The 18514-nt window shown below is 63.2% G+C and carries 14 protein-coding genes and 1 pseudogene; all 15 read left to right on the top strand.

The genetic code is table 11. From position 1 onward, the window contains the following. Positions 1-120 precede the first annotated feature (120 nt). The 15 genes and pseudogenes from dinB (at position 121) to ftsZ (ending at position 18476) form a co-directional block, all read left to right on the top strand. Entirely contained in the window at positions 121-1323 is a 1203-nt protein-coding gene (dinB, locus tag AB4074_RS19120; RefSeq protein WP_441414827.1) for a DNA polymerase IV, read from the top strand. Positions 1324-1558: 235 nt separating this feature from the next. Further along, complete coding sequence (locus tag AB4074_RS19125) at positions 1559-1924, top strand: DUF3040 domain-containing protein (RefSeq protein ID WP_441414799.1); 366 nt, start codon at positions 1559-1561, stop codon at positions 1922-1924. Positions 1925-2302: 378 nt separating this feature from the next. Continuing rightward, positions 2303-2734, top strand: a complete 432-nt coding sequence (gene mraZ / locus AB4074_RS19130; RefSeq protein ID WP_059389147.1) for a division/cell wall cluster transcriptional repressor MraZ — start codon at positions 2303-2305, stop codon at positions 2732-2734. A gap of 179 nt (positions 2735-2913) precedes the next feature. Beyond that, positions 2914-3912 (top strand): 16S rRNA (cytosine(1402)-N(4))-methyltransferase RsmH, encoded by a 999-nt coding sequence (gene rsmH / locus AB4074_RS19135; RefSeq protein ID WP_441414800.1) that lies wholly within the window; start codon positions 2914-2916, stop codon positions 3910-3912. Next, entirely contained in the window at positions 3909-4574 is a 666-nt protein-coding gene (locus AB4074_RS19140; RefSeq protein ID WP_441414801.1) for a hypothetical protein, read from the top strand. The genes rsmH and AB4074_RS19140 overlap by 4 nt, the downstream gene beginning before the upstream one ends. A 55-nt stretch (positions 4575-4629) precedes the next feature. Next, positions 4630-6426, top strand: coding sequence for a peptidoglycan D,D-transpeptidase FtsI family protein (locus AB4074_RS19145; protein WP_441414802.1), 1797 nt, complete (start codon positions 4630-4632; stop codon positions 6424-6426). Between the two features lie 159 nt (positions 6427-6585). After that, positions 6586-8223 carry a UDP-N-acetylmuramoyl-L-alanyl-D-glutamate--2,6-diaminopimelate ligase gene (locus tag AB4074_RS19150; protein WP_441414803.1) on the top strand — a complete coding sequence of 546 codons (1638 nt, stop codon included), beginning with the start codon at positions 6586-6588 and terminating at the stop codon, positions 8221-8223. Positions 8224-8229: 6 nt separating this feature from the next. After that, complete coding sequence (locus AB4074_RS19155; protein ID WP_441414804.1) at positions 8230-9720, top strand: UDP-N-acetylmuramoyl-tripeptide--D-alanyl-D-alanine ligase; 1491 nt, start codon at positions 8230-8232, stop codon at positions 9718-9720. After that, a complete protein-coding gene (mraY, locus tag AB4074_RS19160) occupies positions 9717-10826 on the top strand; it encodes a phospho-N-acetylmuramoyl-pentapeptide-transferase (protein ID WP_437773203.1) in 1110 nt (369 codons plus the stop codon). Before AB4074_RS19155 ends, mraY begins: the two co-directional genes overlap by 4 nt. After that, the gene (gene murD, locus AB4074_RS19165; RefSeq protein ID WP_441414805.1) at positions 10808-12409 is read left to right on the top strand and encodes a UDP-N-acetylmuramoyl-L-alanine--D-glutamate ligase; all 1602 of its coding nucleotides are present in this window, start codon (positions 10808-10810) and stop codon (positions 12407-12409) included. The genes mraY and murD overlap by 19 nt, the downstream gene beginning before the upstream one ends. A 2-nt stretch (positions 12410-12411) precedes the next feature. Beyond that, positions 12412-13716 (top strand): putative lipid II flippase FtsW, encoded by a 1305-nt coding sequence (gene ftsW / locus AB4074_RS19170; protein ID WP_441414806.1) that lies wholly within the window; start codon positions 12412-12414, stop codon positions 13714-13716. Positions 13717-13722: 6 nt separating this feature from the next. Further along, entirely contained in the window at positions 13723-14829 is a 1107-nt protein-coding gene (murG, locus tag AB4074_RS19175) for an undecaprenyldiphospho-muramoylpentapeptide beta-N-acetylglucosaminyltransferase (protein WP_441414807.1), read from the top strand. A 95-nt stretch (positions 14830-14924) separates the two neighbouring features. After that, positions 14925-16199, top strand: a pseudogene (gene murC / locus AB4074_RS19180) (UDP-N-acetylmuramate--L-alanine ligase); the annotation flags it as partial. Beyond that, the gene (locus tag AB4074_RS19185) at positions 16192-17031 is read left to right on the top strand and encodes a cell division protein FtsQ/DivIB (RefSeq protein ID WP_441414808.1); all 840 of its coding nucleotides are present in this window, start codon (positions 16192-16194) and stop codon (positions 17029-17031) included. The pseudogene murC and the gene AB4074_RS19185, both read left to right, overlap by 8 nt. Positions 17032-17246: 215 nt before the next feature. Then, positions 17247-18476, top strand: a complete 1230-nt coding sequence (ftsZ, locus tag AB4074_RS19190) for a cell division protein FtsZ (protein WP_441414809.1) — start codon at positions 17247-17249, stop codon at positions 18474-18476. Positions 18477-18514: the final 38 nt, after the last annotated feature.

The raw sequence follows: 18514 nt of genomic DNA on the forward strand, positions 1-18514 counted from the left end.
TTAGGGCGCCGGATGCAGCCACCAGTAACCAGTGCCGCGGCATAGGATTTCCTTGTGAGACCACAAGCAGAGAACAACGGGCGGGGCCCCGGACAAGAATCCGCCCCGGATCCCGCTGCCCTGCGGGAACTGAGGCGCACCAGCATCCTCCACGTCGACATGGATGCCTTCTTTGTCTCGGTGGAATTACGCACCCGGCCTGAACTCAAGGGAAAACCCGTCATTGTCGGCTTCCCGGTGGATCGCTCAGTTGTACTGTCCGCGTCGTACGAAGCGCGGGCGCTGGGCGTGAAGTCTGCCATGCCCATGGCCAACGCTATGCGGATGTGCCCCAACGCTGTCATCATCGAGCCCCGCCACAGCCTCTACTACGAGGTGTCCCGGGAGTTGATGGGCATATTCGAATCGATAACGGACCTCGTGGAGCCCTTGAGTGTCGACGAGGCTTTCCTGGATGTCGGTGGCGCGATCCGGAGGCTTGGTCCGCCTCTCCAGATCGGCCATTTGATCCGGCGCCGCGTTGCGTCCGAGCTCGGAATCACTGCGTCCGTGGGAATAGCGGCCAACAAGTTCGTTGCCAAAATTGCTTCTACGCGCTGCAAACCCGACGGACTGCTGCTCATTGAGGAAGGGCAGACCGTAGCCTATCTCCACAGCCTGCCCGTGAACGCCTTATGGGGAGTCGGGGCCAAGACCGCCGATGTCCTCGCCAGGCTGGGGATCCGTACCGTGGCTGACGTTGCGGCCACGCCGCTGTCTTCCTTGAAAAAGGTCCTGGGAGCGTCGGGCGAGCACGTCCACCGATTGTCGATGGGCTTGGATCCGCGGCCGGTCACGCCTATCCGCCTCGAGAAGAGCATTGGTTCCGAGGAAACGTTCGCTGTTGACACCCCGGATGACGCGCTCCTCCACCGCGAGTTGCTAAGGCTCTCCCACCGAACCGCTTCGCGGCTGCGCACAGCCGGAATGCTGGCCCGGACCATCGCGCTGAAGTTGCGCTATGCGGATTTTTCGACAATCAGCCGCAGCAAGACAATGCATACGCCGGTGGACAGCGCCCAGTTGATCTATCAGGTGGCGAGCCAGTTGCTGGCGTCCCTGGGGGAGCGCCCCATGAGCGTGCGCCTTGTAGGAGTCCGGGCTGAGCAGCTCGAACCGGCGGAACACACCTCGCTGCAGTTGAGCTTCGACCGCAGGGACGACAACTGGCGGGCGGCTGAACAGGCGCTTGACCGTGTCACCGAGCGATTCGGCAGCAAGACTGTCCTTCCGGCGACGCTTCTGGAGCCGCATGCGGAGCCCGACGGGCCGGGCGATCCCTAGGCTTCGAAGAGCCCTCGCGTGCCCTCCGGCGTGTCTTTCAGAACGGCGGCCAACAAACTATCCTAGAGGTACACAGATTTAGACCGTCTGGATAAATTGCTATGTTGCGCCTGTTCCGTGAGACCGTGTTCACAAGACCCGGTCTTCGGGAACCCTTTTTTGGGTTCGTCCGTTCAAGGGAACAGAGGCAACGGCCGCGGCGTATCCAGACGCTGGCCGACTAAAGGAGGTCGCGATGCCCCTCTCGGAGCACGAACAGAAGCTCCTCGAGCAACTCGAGAAGCAACTGCATGAGGACGATCCAAAGTTTGCCAATTCAATGGGCTCTGACCCCATTCGCTCATGGTCGACCAGGCACATCGTTATTGGCGTTCTAGGCACTATCGCCGGGATTCTTTTGTTGTTGGTAGGTGTGTCCTTGCAGAACATCTTCCTTGGCGTGCTGGGCTTCATTGTGATGGGCGCCGGCGTTTACTTTGCCACCCTGAGAAGGGCAGCCGGCGGGAAATCGAAGAGTGCCAAGTCGGGCAAGTCAAAGAACTCGTTCATGAGCAACCTCGAAGAACGCTGGGACGAGCGCCGCCGCGGCGAGGAGAGCTGAACGCTCCACCAGGGGGCTTGTCGTCCACGGGGATGCCGAGTCCTCCACATTGCACCACCAGGCTCCGGCCTGATTGCGAAAAGACCCGAATATCGGGTCTTTTCGCATTTAACGCCACGTTCGCCGCACATCCTGAGCCTGTAAGCGCGGCTGGCGAAGCCGCGTCGAGCGTTTCCCTAGAGCGCCGCCGCAAAGCGTCCTCCACCACCAACCACCACTGAGAGCCAGGTGTTTTCAGGCTCCCGCGTTCGAAAGTGGTGCAGAAACACGCCGGATTGCGTTGACTGTGGGGGCTTGTGGAGTAAAGTGGAGCAAGTAAGAGGGTAGTGGCGGCGTGGGGCAGGTACGGGCACCTTTACGGATGGGGGCGGTGGGCCAGTGTTTCTTGGCACGCATTCTCCTCGTCTGGACGAAAAGGGCCGGATCATCCTCCCCGCCAAGTTCCGCGAGGAACTTGCTGACGGCTTGGTGCTCACAAGGGGCCAGGAACGTTGCATCTACGTCTTCAGCCAGCGGGAATTCGAACGTATTCACGAATCCATGCGGGAGGCCCCCATTTCCTCCAAGCAGTCGCGTGACTACATCCGGGTTTTCCTGTCCGGAGCCTCTGACGAGGTACCTGACAAGCAGGGGCGCGTGACGATTCCGCCGGCGCTCCGGAGCTACGCAGGTCTTGAGCGGGAATTGGCGGTCATCGGCGCCGGAACCCGTGCAGAGATCTGGGATGCCCAGGCTTGGGATGAATACCTGGCCGAGAAGGAAGCCGCCTTCTCGGAGACCGACGACGACAACCTTCCCGGGTTCATTTAGAAACCGGGACAGGAAGCAGCAATGCTTCTTGGACGGGATCTCCAGCCGCCCATCACATTGTTTTCCTGGCTCACCTTCCCCGGAGCCAGGCGGACGCTGCGATAGGCGCGGATGGGGATCCGGCTCAAGAAGCGACCCGCCCAACTGACAGACGAACGATTCAGCTCTGAGGAGGCCGCATGGAGGAGCAAGACGCGCCAAAACCAACCTCGGAGCGACATGTACCGGTCCTGAAGGACCGGTGCATCAATTTGTTGGCACCAGGTTTTGAGGCCGCCCGCAGCCGTGGCGAGACGCCCGTCGTCATCGACGCCACGTTGGGAATGGGTGGCCACTCCGAAGCGATGCTGCAGCAGTTCCCCGATCTGCACCTTGTTGGCATAGACCGGGACGAAGAGGCCCTGGCCCTCGCCGGTGAGCGCCTGCAACCCTTCGCGGCCCGCACTGACCTAGTGCATGCCGTCTATGACGAAATCGAAGATGTCCTCGTAGACCTTGGAATCCCGGAAGTGCACGGCATCCTCATGGATCTGGGTGTGTCTTCCCTCCAATTGGACGAGCGGGAGCGCGGCTTTGCCTACTCCTACGACGCGCCGCTGGATATGCGGATGGACACCAGCCGCGGCCAGACTGCCGCCGACGTCGTCAACAACTATTCCGAAGAAGACCTGGTACGGATTATCCGCAAGTGGGGCGAAGAGAAGTTCGCCGGCAGGATCGCAAACCGCATCGTCACAGCAAGGGCCGGCAAGCCTTTCGCCACCACCGGGGAGCTCGTCGAGCAGATTCGCGGCGTTGTTCCTGCGGCCGCCGCAAAGTCCGGCGGGCATCCGGCAAAGCGGACTTTCCAGGCCCTGCGGATTGAAGTCAACGAGGAACTCGACGTTCTGGAGAGAGCAGTGCCTGCCGCCCTCTCGGCCTCGGCAATGGGCGGACGGGTAGTGGTGTTGTCTTACCACTCACTCGAAGACAAGATCGTGAAATCGATCTTCCAGTCCCGGTCCAAGTCGTCGGCCCCGCTGGGCTTCCCCGTGGAGCTGGAAGAACACAAACCGGAATTCAAGACCCTGACCAAGGGCACGGAAGTGCCCACACCTGAAGAAATCGCCGAAAACCCGCGTGCGGCATCTGCCCGCCTGCGGGCCGTGGAACGCATCAAAGCGAGGAGAACAGCATGAGCACCGCTGCCGCGAAGATCCTGGCGACCACGGTGGGGAACACCGCGCGTGCCCTGCCCGCCCGGGGACCGGAACGCGACACGACCCGCAAGGCGCGGACACCGCTCTCGCTCGTCCAGAGTGTTCCCGGACGACGGCGGACTCCCTTCGTCGTCTTTTGCTTCGGCGTCCTGGCGGCCGCCTTGTTGACTGTCCTGGTGCTCAACATCTCCGTTTCCACCGCCCAATACGACCTTGTGAAGCTCAGGAACGACGCTGCATCCCTGAACAAGCAGAACCAGGATCTGACACAGCAGGTCCAGAACTACCAGGCTCCCCAGAATCTTGCCGCCAAGGCCGCAGAATTGGGCATGGTAGCTTCCACTGCCACGGGCCAGATCGATCTGGACAACCTGACAGTCACAGGAAAGGCCACGCCGGCAACCAAGGGACAGAATCCCGGTGCCGTCATCGCTGCTCCTGCGGTTGCAGGCCAGTCCAGCGTCGCAGCTCCTGCACCCGCCAAGAACGATTCACTGGACAGCCGTAAGCCCAACGGTGCCGCCGACTCCACCGCGGCCAAACCGCAGGCGCCCGCGGTTCCTGCGGCACCCAAGCCGCCGGTTGTGGATCTCCATGGTGGTTCGGTCCCCGCCCCACAGCAGAAGGTGCCCGGGCAGTAGCGTTCAGCCGACCTGATTTCAGGGTAAACAGCAAGGTAAGCAGCAAGGAATCGACGTGGTGCAGAAAACCGGCAAATCGAAGAACAAGAGAACGCCGGCGGCGAAGAAGCGCCTGCGCATCGGCCTCGCGATCATGTTGACGCTGCTGTTGGTCGTTGGGGGCAAGTTGTTCCTGGTCCAAGGGCTGGACGTCGGAGGCCTGGCCGAGGCTGCCTACAACAACCGGCTGACAACCACCATCCTGCCGGCCGAACGCGGCAAGATCCTCGACTCCAACGGCACCGTGCTGGCCAGTAGCGTCATCCGCTACAACATTGTGGTGGACCAAACGGTCAACACGAACACGTCTGAATTTTCGCGCTACAACACCCAGACCCAAGCCATCGATACGATCTCCAGGACCCAGGGGATAGCAGAGCTTTCCAGCGCCCTGGGGATGGACGTCAACCAGGTTACCCAGGCAGTGACCGGCGACAAGAAATACAACATCGTGGCCAAGGAAGTGAAGCCCGATCTCGAAGACCGGATATCCCAACTGCACATCCCGGGTGTCGTGTCGGAGGGCATCAGCAAGCGTGTCTATCCCAACGGCAGCGTAGCCGGTGGCGTTATCGGCTTCCTCAAGGACGGCACCACGGGCCAAGCCGGCCTTGAGCAGACCCAGGACGACCTCCTCCGCGGCAAGGACGGCAAGCGCGTCTTTGAGATCGGCGCCGACGGTCTCCGTATCCCCGTGGCAACCGATCTGCTGACCCCGGCTGTCAACGGCAAAGACGTCAAGCTGACGCTGAACACGGACATCCAGTACTTTGCGCAGCAGGCCATCCAGACCCAGGTCAACCAGCTCAATGCCGAGTGGGGATCAATCGTCGTTGAGGACATCAAGACCGGGAACCTCATTGCGATGGCGGATACGAACGCCCCGGATCCCAACGACCCGGGCAAAGTAGCGGCTGCGGACCGCGGCGTGCGGTCTGTGACGGCCGCCTATGAGCCTGGTTCGGTGGAGAAGATGATCACCGCGTCCGCTGCGATCAATGAAGGAAAGTCCAGCCCATTGGACACCGTTACCGTTCCTCCTGCCGTGACCATCGACGGTCAGACGTTCACCGATGCTTTCCTCCACGGAACCGAACAGCGGACCCTCGCCGGTATCCTCGGCTATTCGATGAACACGGGTACCGTGATGATCGGCAGCCGGCTGAGCAAGCAACAGCGCTATGACTATCTCCAGCGCTTCGGCATCGGGGAAGCCCCGGACATTGGTCTTCCCGCCGAAGCGTCAGGAATCCTGGCCAAGCCCGATCAATGGGACGACCGGCAGCAGTACACCGTCCTGTTCGGCCAAGGCGTTTCCCAGTCCACTCTGCAGACCGTCCGCGCATACCAAAGCGTGGCCAACGACGGCGTGATGCTGCAACCCAGGTTGATCGACGGCTACGTCGGGGCCGACGGGGTCGAAGCGAAAGCACCTGCCAAGGACGCCCGGCAAGTCGTTACCAAGGACACCGCGCAGCAAGTGCGGGACATCCTGGAGAGCAACGTGACGATGGGCGAAGTGAAAGATGCTGGCATCGACGGATACCGGGTGGGCGCCAAGACAGGAACCTCCGAGGCACCCCGCGAAGACGGCCTGCCTGGCTTCGATGGCTTCACGGCCTCCATCATTGGGATGGCGCCCATGGAAAATCCACGGTTCATCGTCGAGGTTGTTGTCCAGAGGCCCAAGGGCAACATCTACGGCATCACGCAAGGACCGATTTTCCGCTCGGTGATGGGCCAGGTCCTGCGCACCTACAACGTCCCGCCTTCCACCGGCACTCCGGCGCGGTTCCCCCAATACGGCAAATAAGGACAAGGACTGCAAATAAGGCCAGTACGGCAAGTACTTCAGTTTCGCCAAGTAAGCTTGTTGGGCATCTGTCCGGCCACATTTAGATCAACCCATGCCGTTTGCGGGAGCCCAAGGGTTCCCGCGCGGCCAGTTTTACGAGTACCAACGGAGACCACCTTGTCAGAGCAGAATGATGCCGTATCGATCCCTACAGGGAACCCGCCGGCTACGGACAAACCCGGCTTCCGTCCAGCCGTCGTGGCGCCGGTTGCCCTGGAGGCCATCGCATCGTCCCTCGGGATCGCGCTGACCCCGGACTCAGCCGGTACGTCGGTCACTGGTGTGTCCCTCAACTCGCGCACCGTCGAGCCGGGAGACCTGTACTTGGCCCTGCCCGGTGCCACACGCCACGGGGCAGACTTTGTCACCCAAGCGGTGGCGGCCGGTGCTGTGGCCGTCGTGACCGATGAGGACGGCGCCCGTCAATTGGCACTTGAGGACCTTGCCGTTCCGGTGCTGATCGTTGGCGATCCCCGTGCAGCTGTCGGCACCCTCGCTGCCCTCGTTTATCGAAGCCAGCCACTCGATGGGGTTTCGCCCACGCTTTTCGGTGTAACTGGTACGAACGGCAAAACAACGACGACGTATTTCATCAACTCCTTGCTCCGCGCCCTGGGCATGAATCCCGGCCTGATCGGGACGATTGAAATTCTTGCGGGGGGCGAGGCCATCCCGAGTCTGCTGACCACGCCGGAGTCAACGGACGTCCATGCCTTGCTCGCCCTCATGCGTGAACGTGGGTTGGAGGCGGCTTCCATGGAGGTCTCCTCCCATGCTCTTTCGTTCCACAGGGTCGACTCGGTGACATTCGACGTTGCCGGCTTCACCAATCTGACGCAGGACCATCTCGATCTCCACGGAAGCATGGACGAATACTTCCGGACCAAGGCGGAGCTGTTCACGAGAGCGCGAGCACGGCGGGCCGTAGTGACCGTGGACGATCCGTGGGGGCGCTTGCTGGCCGAAGAGGCCGGAATTCCCGTGACCACGCTGTCGGCCACCGCCGGGAGCGAAGCTGACTGGACGGTCGAGTCTTCCAAACCACGCGGACTTGGAACGGACTTCGAATTGCGCCACCGCGATGGATCGGTCCTGCGCGTCAATACAGGATTGCCGGGAGATTTCAACGTCGCCAATGCGGCGCTGGCCACGATTATGGTGCTCGACTCTGGCATCGACCGGTCGGCACTTCAGGCGGCGCTGGACAGCCACGATCCCTTCACCGTTTCCGTACCCGGCCGGATGCAGCTGATTTCCGATGCCCCTGCTTCCGTTGTCGATTTCGCGCACAACCCGGACGCGCTGGCGCGGGCCCTGAGCGCCATACGCCCGCAATCACCCGGATCTCGCGTGATTGTTGTTTTCGGCGCCACAGGTCAGCGCGACCAGGGCAAGCGGCCGACCATGGGCGCCATAGCCGCCCGGCTCGCCGACGTCGTGATTGTCAGCGACGACGATCCCCATGACGAAGACGCTGCGGCGATCCGTTCGGAAGTCATCGCCGGCGCACGTGCCGCCCGCGAGTCGGAGGACCTTGACTGCGAGATCGTGGAAGCGTACCCCCGGGACGTCGCCATCCGCCAAGCCGTGGATCTGGCCACTGAGAAGGACACCATCCTGATCGCCGGCCGAGGACATGAGGTCTGGCAGGAAGTGAAGGGCGTCAACCTTGCCCTCGACGACCGGGTGGAACTGCGGGCGGCCTTGACAGCCAGGGGATTCAAGGTTTCCACGGACGAGCGGATAGAGTCCTAGACCGAGATGATTGCACTTACTGCGGCGGAGATCGCCGATATTACCAATGGCCGATTGGCAGCGGACCCGGGCATTGTCCCGGCGTCCATCGTTACCGACTCCCGTGAGGCGGCGGCCGGATCGCTGTACGTGGCCAAACCAGGTGAGAACGCTGACGGCCATGCCTACGTGGGCGCCGCTTTCGAGCGCGGGGCTGTCCTGGCGCTGACCGAGCGCGACGTTTCCGACGACGACGGCCGGCCGTACCCCGCCGTCGTCGTCGATGACGCCGTGATCGCGATGGGTGCCCTGGCCGCAGAGTCCGTGCGCCGCATCCGCGCCGCACGTACGGCCCAAGGGGAGCCCTTCACTGTCATCGGGATCACAGGCTCGGCGGGCAAGACAACTACCAAGGACTTGCTCGCGGGCATTCTTTCCCGGGCCGGCGCCACAGTGGCACCGCAGGGTTCGTACAACGGTGAAGTCGGCGTGCCGCTCACCGTGTACGGAGCCGATGCGGGCACGCGTTACCTCGTGATCGAAATGGGCGCCACCGGGGTCGGCCACATCAAATACCTCGCCGAGATGGTCCAACCGGACATCGGCGTCGTTCTTTGCGTCGGCACCGCCCACGCCGGCGAGTTCGGTGGGGTGGAGAACATAGCCAAGGCCAAGGGCGAACTCGTCGAAGCGCTGGGGCAGGACGGAACCGCCGTCATCAACCTCGACGACGCGCGCGTCGCGGCGATGGTCGCCCGCACCCAGGCCAAAGTGCTCGGAACCACCGCTACGGGCATTTCCGGCTCCGAGGTCGAAGCCAGGAACGCCGATATCGATGAGGACGGCCACCCGGAGTTCGAACTCATCCTTCCCGACGGCGGGGTCCCCCATCGCGTCCACAGCAAGCTGATCGGTGCGCACCACATCACCAACTTGCTTGCCGCCGCGGCCGCCGCGTTCGCGGCAGGCCTCCCTGCAGCCGGGATCGCCGACTCGCTGAGCGAGCAGTCCCCGGCCAGCCGGTGGAGAATGGAACGCACTGAGCGGGCAGACGGCGTCACCATCATCAACGACGCGTACAACGCGAATCCGGAATCCATGCGTGCAGCCTTGCGCACCCTCGCCGACCTCGGCCAGGGACGCCGCACCTGGGCGGTGCTGGGCGCGATGCTGGAACTCGGCGAAGATTCCATCCGCGAACACACCATGGTGGGGACGCAAGTGGTTCGCTTGAACATTTCCAGGCTCGTGGTGGTTGGCCGCGAAGCCCGGGCGCTATACATTTCCGCGATCCAGGAAGGCTCCTGGGGCGACGAATGCATTTTCGCTGAAACGGCCGACGAGGCCTACGAACTGCTGCAGGCCGAGCTCAAAACAGGCGACTTGGTGCTTTTCAAGTCCTCGAACGGGGTCGGCTTAAGGCATTTGGGGGATCGGATAGCATTACCTCCACAGGCCAGTACGAGTGCGAACACCGCGGCTGCAACTGCCGCCAATGAAGGGAAGGAGCTGCTGTGATTGCACTGTTGATCGGCGCGGGCGTCGCCCTCCTGGTGGCTTTGGTCGGAACGCCACTCTTCATCCGGTTCCTGGTCACCAAGGGATACGGCCAGTTCATCCGCGACGACGGACCCACCTCGCACCACACCAAGCGCGGTACTCCCACCATGGGCGGGACGGTCGTGGTGGCCGCAGTACTCATCAGCTATGGGTTGACCCACTTGATCATGTGGATGATGAACCCGCGATCACCGGGCCCGTCGGCTTCGGGCTTGCTCTTGTTGTTCCTGATGGTGGGTATGGGATTCGTTGGTTTCCTCGACGATTTCATCAAGATTTCCAAGCAACGCAGCCTCGGACTCAATGCCAAGGCAAAGCTGATTCTCCAAGCATTTGTTGGCATCGTCTTCGCAGTACTCGTCCTGAACTTCCCCGACTCGCAGGGGATCACGCCGGCCTCCACCCATATTTCCCTTGTGCGGGACATTCCCTGGCTGAACCTGGCCTTCGGGGGCACCGTCCTCGGAGCCATCCTGTTTGTCATCTGGTCGAACCTGATCGTCACTGCGGCAACCAACGGCGTCAACCTGACGGACGGACTGGACGGCCTTGCCGCCGGCGCCTCCATCATGGTCTTCGGGGCGTACACACTCATGGGAATCTGGCAGAACAACCAGGCGTGCGGTTCACCCCGCGAGGCGGGCAGCGGCTGCTATTCGGTCCGCGACCCGCTCGATTTGGCGCTCCTGGCAGCTATTTGCAGTGCCGCGCTGGTGGGCTTCCTCTGGTGGAACACGTCTCCGGCGAAGATCTTCATGGGAGACACCGGTTCCCTGGCGATCGGCGGGGCGGTGGCCGGCTTTGCGATCCTTTCCCGCACCGAACTTCTTTTGGGCATCATCGGTGGGCTTTTCGTCCTCATCACGCTGTCAGTCATCATCCAGGTGGGCTACTTCAAGCTCACCAAGGGTAAGCGGGTCTTCAAAATGGCGCCCCTTCAGCATCATTTCGAACTCAAGGGCTGGGCCGAGATCACGGTGGTTGTCCGATTCTGGATTCTCTGTGGCTTGTTCGTGGCCGCAGGCCTTGGGATTTTCTATGCTGAATGGGTGGTGCTGCTGTGAGCGCAAGTCCTCAAACCAAGCCTTCTGCCAATGACCGGCTCGAGAACCTCGTCAGTTGGGACTCCGACTGGAAGGGCCTGCGCGTCGTCGTGACCGGCATCGGCGTCTCCGGTTTCGCGGCCGCCGATACCTTGATCGAACTCGGCGCCCGGGTGGTGGTTGTTGACGCTGCCACGAGCGCCAAAGCCCTAGCACAGGCGGACACGTTGAAGATCGTCGGCGCAGCCGACGTCCTCCTCGGCCAGGACGCCGTCAAAATGCTGCCCCGCGTGGACGGTGAAAAGCCCGAACTCGTCGTGACGTCGCCGGGCTGGCGGCCGGACCAGTCCCTCCTGGCAGCTGCCAAAAGGGCCCACGTACCGGTGTGGGGCGACGTCGAGCTCGCCTGGAGGGTGCGCGAACGCAAGGGCCGCAAGACGGCGGACTGGCTCACGATCACGGGTACCAACGGCAAAACCACGACGGTGGGCATGACCGAAGCCATGCTGCAGGCAGCAGGGCTCAAGGCAATCGCCGTGGGGAATGTAGGCACCCCCATCCTGGACGCACTCCGTGACCCTGTGGAGTACGACGCTTTCGCGGTTGAGCTTTCCAGCTTCCAATTGCACTGGATCGAATCGCTCTCCCCGGTGGCGAGCGTCTGCCTCAACGTCGCCGAGGACCACGTCGACTGGCACGGCTCCTACGAGTCCTACCTCGCGGACAAGGCAAAGATCTTCGAGAACACCCAGAAGGCGTGCATCTACAACGCCGAGCAGATCGAGACCGAACGCATGGTGGAAAACGCCGACGTGGTCGAGGGTTGCCGGGCGATCGGTTTCACCACCTTGACTCCGGCCATCAGCATGCTCGGCGTGGTCGAGGGCTTGCTCGTGGACCGTGCGTTCATCGAAGAGCGCAAGAGTTCTGCAGAGGAACTCGCGTCCCTGGCGGACCTGGGCACGGCTGCGCCGCGACACATGGTTGCGAACGCGCTGGCCGCCGCCGCACTGGTGCGCGCCTACGGCGTCGAACCGGCCGCAGTGCGTGAGGGGCTCAGGAACTATCTCCCCGGAAACCACCGTATCCAGCCTGTGGCCAAGCAGAACGGCGTCCTCTGGGTCAACGACTCCAAGGCGACCAATCCGCATGCTGCTTCTGCGGCCCTGTCGGCGTTCGATCGCGTCGTCTGGATCGCCGGCGGTCTGTCCAAGGGCGTCAACTACGACGACTTGGTCAAAAGCAACGCGCGTAAGCTCAAAGCGGTGGTGCTGATCGGCTCCGACACCGCGGACCTGGAAGCCTCCCTCAAGCGACACGCAGCGGATGTGCCCGTAATCGGGCAGCCCAAGGGCGACACTGAAATGGTGCAGTCCGCCGATTCAGCTGGTACCGCCGCGGAACCGTCTCCGATCTTCGGCGACACCGTGATGGCCCATGCTGTCGAGTCGGCAGCTAGTATCGCCGAGTCCGGCGATACCGTGCTGATGGCCCCGGCGGCTGCCTCCATGGACCAGTTCTCTTCCTACGCTCACCGTGGCGATGCTTTCATCCGGGCAGTGCGCGAGCTTGTGGAAGGCCAGGCACAGACCACCGAGGAGTAACAATGGTCAGCACGCCCACGCGCAGCGGGCCCGGGCGGACCCGGGCCGGCAAGGCAGACCCCGCCGGACGCGCGGCAGGCGTGGCGCGGGCCTCGCTGCCGTCCCGCATCCGCTCGGGGATTTCCGGGTTTTGGTCGACTCTCGAAGGAAGCGGTAAATCGAGCGGCGGGTCAACTTACTACTTGATTCTTGGAGCTTCGCTTGCCCTGACGGCCATCGGGATCATCATGGTCCTGTCGGCGTCGAGCGTCGAAGCGATTGCGGCCGGCGAATCCCCGTACTCCATCGCCACCAAGCAAGGCATGTTCGCCGCGATCGGCATCGTTGCGATGCTGGTGCTTTCGCGGGTCAACGTCCTGTGGCTTAAGCGATTCGCATGGCCCTCTATCATTCTTGCCGGCGCCTTGCTGGTGCTGGTCCTGGTCATCGGCAAACGTGTTCTGGGCAACCAGAACTGGATCGAGATCGGCGGTTTCACCTTCCAGCCATCGGAGTACGCCAAGTTCGCGCTGGTGCTCTGGATGGCCACGGTTCTTTCCGTCAAGGCAAAACTTCTTGACAAATGGACTCACGCGCTGATCCCTGTCGTGCCGGTCTCCGGCGCCATCATCACCTTGATTGTCCTGGGACATGACCTCGGCACCTCGCTGGTGGTCATGCTCATCATGGCTGCGGGATTGTTTTTCGGCGGCGTCAACCTGAAGCTTTTCGCTGCGGCCGGTGGTGTTGCCGCGGCTGCCGCCCTGATCCTGGCGTTTACGAGTGGAAACCGAATGTGCCGGATCACCTCGTGGATGGGGCAGAGCTGCGCAGGGGCAAGCGACATCGGATTCCAGAGCGAACAGGGGCTCAGCGCCCTTGCTTCGGGAGGTTGGCTTGGTGTTGGACTTGGCCAGAGCCGGCAAAAATACCAGTGGATTCCCGAAGCCCACAACGACTTCATCTTCGCTGTCATCGGGGAAGAACTCGGGCTTGTGGGGACGATCGTGGTCCTGGTGCTTTTTGCCTTGCTCGCGGTTGCCATCTACCGGGTCGTCAGCCACCAGGAAGACTTGTTCGCCAGGGTGCTCGGCGGATCGATCATGGCGTGGATGCTTGGACAGGCCGCGATCAACATGGCGATGGTGGCAGGCCTGCTCCCCGTGATCGGCGTGCCGCTGCCTTTCATTTCCTATGGGGGTTCAGCGTTGGTGATGTCGCTATGCGGCGTGGGCGTAGTGTTGTCTTTGGCCCGCGCCCAAATGGCTCCTGCCAGCCGCTCCAAGCCGCGCTGGCGATTTGCGAAAACTGCACGAAAGCGTACATAGCACTCCATGAATTCCCAGCCCAAGCCCCTCTCCGTGGTCCTCGCCGGCGGCGGGACCGCCGGACACATCAGCCCCTTGCTTGCCATTGCCGATGCCATCAAGTCGCTGCGGCCCGATGCCAGGATCCTTGCCGTCGGCACACCCAACGGCATGGAAACGCGTCTCGTTCCGGCTGCCGGCTACGAGTTGGCCACCATCGACCGGGTTCCGTTTCCCCGGAAGCCTTCCGCGGATCTGCTCAAACTGCCCGGCAGGCTCGCGGCCGCCGTCAAGCAAGCAGGGCGCATTCTAGACAACGCGCAGGCGGACGTCCTCCTCGGCGTCGGCGGCTACGTCTGCACTCCCATGTACCTCGCGGCCTGGCGTCGCAGGATCCCCATCGTCATCCACGAGGCCAACACGCGCGCCGGGCTTGCCAACCGGGTAGGAGCGATGTTCACCAAACGTGTGGGTGTGGCCTTCCCCGAGACCCGGCTACGGCACGCCCGCCACGTGGGGATGCCCATGCGCAAGGCCATCGCCGGTTTGGACCGGGCGGCTTGGCGCGCGGACGCCAGGCAGTCGCTCGGTCTGGACGCCGGACAGCCCGCACTCATCGTGACGGGTGGTTCCTCCGGCGCCCAGAGCATCAACCGGACTATTGCCGGAGCCGTCGCCGCTTTGTCGGAAGCCGGCATCCAGACACTGCACATCACCGGCCGCGGCAAGGCAGTGACGAACGACGACGGCGCCCCCTTGGCTGCCGACGGCTACCACCAGGTGGAATACGTGGACGGCATGGAAAACGTCTACGCGGCCGCAGACGTCCTCCTTTCCCGATCCGGCGCGGCAACCGTCAGCGAGGTGGCCGCCGTCGGGCTCCCTGCGGTCTTCGTTCCGCTGCCCATCGGAAACGGCGAGCAGGCAATGAACGCCTCCGCGCTGGTCAAAGCCGGGGCGGCGCTTTTGGTCGATGACCGGGCCCTGACCGCGGAATGGCTCAAGACCGAGTTGATTCCGTTGCTCACGGATCAAGCCCGCCTTGAGGATATGGCCAGCAAGGCAAAGGAACTTGGCATCAGAAATGCTGATCGGCGGATGGCCGATCTCGTCTTGGAAGCGGTAACCGAATGACCCAGCCCCTCGCAGACATCGATTCCCTCGGCAGGGTCCATTTCATCGGCATCGGCGGCGTGGGTATGTCTGCCGTCGCACGCATCATGGTGGCCAGGGGCGTTCCGGTGAGCGGTTCCGACGCCAAGGACCTTCCCGTTATGCACGACCTCGGGTCCGCGGGGGCCCGGATCGCAGTCGGCTACGCCGCGGAAAATCTTCGTGACGCGCAGACCGTCGTCGCGGGTTCGGCCATCAGGGCGGACAATCCGGAGCTGGAAGCGGCCCGGGCGGCCGGCCTTCCGGTGCTCCACCGCTCGGAGGCCCTCGCGGCGACCATGGGCGCAGACCGTGTGGTGACGGTGGCCGGCACGCATGGCAAGTCCACCACCACCTCAATGGTTGCCGTGTTGCTCAAGGAAGCGGGCCTCGATCCGTCCTTCGCCATCGGCGCCAACGTACCCGCGCTCGGTGTCAACGCAGCGCACGGCACCTCGGACATCTTCGTTGCCGAAGCCGATGAATCGGACGGTTCTTTCCTTAACTACCGGCCCCTCATCGCCGTCGTCACCAACGTCGAGGCCGACCACCTCGACTACTACGGCACGCCTGAGGCTGTCTACGCCTCTTTCGACAGCTTCGCGGCACTCCTGCCCGCCAACGGCGTTCTTTTCGCCTGTGCGGACGACGACGGCGCCCGGGCCCTCGCGGAACGGACCCGTGCTGCGGGCAATACCCGGGTGCTGAGCTACGGGACCGCGGAGGACGCGGATATCCGCCTGCACGATGGGGGACCCGGCGATGTCCTGGTTTCTATCGACGGGCAGGAATACCGCCTTGATCTTCAAGTGCCCGGGCGGCACAACGCGTTGAACGCGGCGGCCGCGTTCGGCGTCGCAGTCGAGCTCGGCGTGGCGCCCCAGGCTGCCGCGGCCGCCCTCGGCCATTTCACCGGAGCATCGCGCCGATTCGAGTTCAAAGGACAGGGGAGGGGCGTGCGTGTCTACGACGACTACGCCCACCACCCAACGGAAGTCCGGGCCGCCTTGTCAGCTGCCCGCTCCGTGGCAGGCGGCAACAAGGTGCACGTGCTCTTCCAGCCCCACCTGTTTTCGCGCACCCGCGAGTTCGCGGAACAGTTCGCAGAAGCGCTTGGCGAGGCGGATACGGCCCTCGTGCTGGACATCTACCCTGCCCGCGAGGATCCCATTCCAGGAGTCACGAGTACCTTGATCACGGGGCGCCTCAAGAGCGGCAGGCTCGTGGCCGGCGGACAGGAAGCGCTGGAGGCGGTTCTTTCCGCGGCCGGCGAGGGTGACATCGTCCTGACCGTGGGAGCCGGCGACGTGACGGCCTACGGGCCCCGGATCGTGGAGCTGTTGGGTGGCTGACACCCGGAAGCCCACTTTCAAGCCGCAGGCGGGCACCCGGCCCGGAGTCGTCAGTGCTGAACGCAGCCTCGACGATCCCGTCGGGGGCCCTTCGGGGTCCGCCGGCGGAAAGGACAACAATGTGCTGGCCTTTCCGGAGCCCAAGAGACGCAAGCGGCGGCGGACGGTGATCACGGCCTTGGCCATTATTGTGGCCCTGGTCGCCGGAATAATCGTTGCGGCGATCTACTCGCCGGTGTTCGCCGTGCGCACGGTGACGGTCGACGGCACCAAGCTGCTCCAGGCGGGGAGCGTCCAGAAGGCCCTGGAACCGGTGAAGGGAAAACCCCTCCCGCAAATCAGCGACGCCGAGATTGCCGCGCTGCTCAAGCCCCTTGTCCAGGTGCGCTCCGTCAGTACCGAAGCCCGCCCGCCGTCGGAACTCTTGGTCCACGTCGTCGAACGGGTACCCGTGGCCCTGGTCAAGAGCGGCGACAACTATTCACTGGTTGACGTCGACGGCGTCCAGCTCGGATCAACCGCCGATACCGCATCGGTTGCCTTGCCCCTCATTGATGGGCAAGGAGCCAACCAGAATCTCTTCCGGGCGATCACTGCAGTTCTGGCGACCCTGCCGGCGGATGTCCTGGCCAAGATGGCCAGCGCGTCGGCGTCGTCGCCGGATGCCGTCGAGCTCAAGCTCACGGACGGCAAGATCGTTGTGTGGGGGAATGCGGACGAGAAGGAGCTGAAGGCGCGCGTCCTTCAGGCGTTGCTTAAGGCTCCCGCCAATCCAAAAGTTCCGGTGAGTGTCTACGATGTCAGCGCACCGAGGCACCCGTTCACCAAATAGGCCATTTCAGGAAGTAACCTCACTGACGCACAGGGCTATTTTTCGGACTTTCACACGACACGCGGAGGCGGTCATTGAATGTCGGATTCATAGCCCATACCGTCACTTAAGAGTTACTTGACATAACTATAACCTTCAACTAGAGGGTTAAGGTCCAAGAATTCAAGTTGGACTCGATCTGTTTCGCTATAGGACACAAGCAAGGGGCACGAAACGTGGCAGCACCGCAGAATTACTTGGCCGTCATCAAGGTCGTCGGCATCGGCGGCGGTGGCGTGAATGCAGTTAACCGAATGATCGAAGTCGGCCTCCGCGGCGTCGAGTTCATCGCCATCAACACCGATGCCCAGGCTCTCCTCATGAGCGACGCCGACGTCAAGCTTGACGTCGGACGCGAGCTCACACGCGGTCTGGGAGCCGGCGCCAACCCCGACGTCGGACGCCAAGCAGCCGAGGACCACGCCGATGAGATCGAAGAGGTTATCCGCGGAGCCGACATGGTCTTCGTCACCGCAGGCGAAGGCGGCGGCACCGGAACCGGCGGCGCCCCCGTCGTGGCCCGGATCGCCCGCTCGCTCGGCGCCCTGACCATCGGTGTCGTCACGCGGCCCTTCACCTTCGAAGGCCGCCGGCGCGCCGGTTCGGCCGAGGCTGGAATCGACGCCCTGCGCGACGAAGTCGATACCCTCATCGTCATTCCCAACGACCGCCTCCTGTCCATCAGCGACCGTAACGTCTCCGTCCTGGACGCTTTCCGTTCCGCTGACCAAGTACTCCTGTCCGGTGTCCAAGGCATCACGGACCTCATCACCACCCCGGGCCTGATCAACCTCGACTTCGCCGACGTCAAGTCGGTCATGCAGGGCGCAGGCTCCGCGCTGATGGGTATCGGCTCAGCGCGCGGCGAGGACCGCGCTGTCAAGGCCGCAGAACTCGCCATCGCTTCGCCGCTGCTGGAAGCGTCGATCGATGGCGCCCACGGCGTCCTGCTCTCCATCCAGGGCGGTTCGGACCTGGGTCTGTTCGAAATCAACGAAGCCGCAAGGCTCGTACAGGAAGTGGCCCACCCCGAAGCCAACATCATCTTCGGTGCCGTCATTGACGACGCCCTGGGTGACGAAGCACGCGTCACGGTCATCGCCGCTGGTTTTGACGACGTCAAGGCCACATCACCGTCAATGAACCAGTCTGCTGCCCAGCAGCCCGGTCAGCACCAGGCCCCGGCGGCCCCGGATCGTCCTGCACCGTCAGCTGCACCGGCCTATTCCACGCCGCAGCACGTTTCCGCCGGCGTCGGCGCTTCCGGCTTGAGTAACTGGGGCCAGCAGCGCCCTTCGGCGTTGCCGGCTGACTCGGGCTTCGACGTCGACCTCCCGGCCGTCGTCGAACCGGACCTTTCGGGAAGCCGCACCGACGACCTCGATGTTCCGGACTTCCTGAAGTAGCAGGTCTATTCAAACCCACCCAGGAGAGTTAGCCAGTA

The sequence above is a fragment of the Arthrobacter sp. 2MCAF14 genome (assembly GCF_052115645.1).
Lineage (GTDB): Bacteria > Actinomycetota > Actinomycetes > Actinomycetales > Micrococcaceae > Arthrobacter.

Coding starts and splice junctions, on each gene's coding strand:
- murG (WP_441414807.1), top strand. CDS start 13,723: ATGAATTCCCAGCCCAAGCCCCTCTCCGTGGTCCTCGCCGGCGGCGGG.
- AB4074_RS19155 (WP_441414804.1), top strand. CDS start 8,230: ATGATTGCACTTACTGCGGCGGAGATCGCCGATATTACCAATGGCCGA.
- AB4074_RS19125 (WP_441414799.1), top strand. CDS start 1,559: ATGCCCCTCTCGGAGCACGAACAGAAGCTCCTCGAGCAACTCGAGAAG.
- AB4074_RS19140 (WP_441414801.1), top strand. CDS start 3,909: ATGAGCACCGCTGCCGCGAAGATCCTGGCGACCACGGTGGGGAACACC.
- murD (WP_441414805.1), top strand. CDS start 10,808: ATGGGTGGTGCTGCTGTGAGCGCAAGTCCTCAAACCAAGCCTTCTGCC.
- ftsW (WP_441414806.1), top strand. CDS start 12,412: ATGGTCAGCACGCCCACGCGCAGCGGGCCCGGGCGGACCCGGGCCGGC.
- rsmH (WP_441414800.1), top strand. CDS start 2,914: ATGGAGGAGCAAGACGCGCCAAAACCAACCTCGGAGCGACATGTACCG.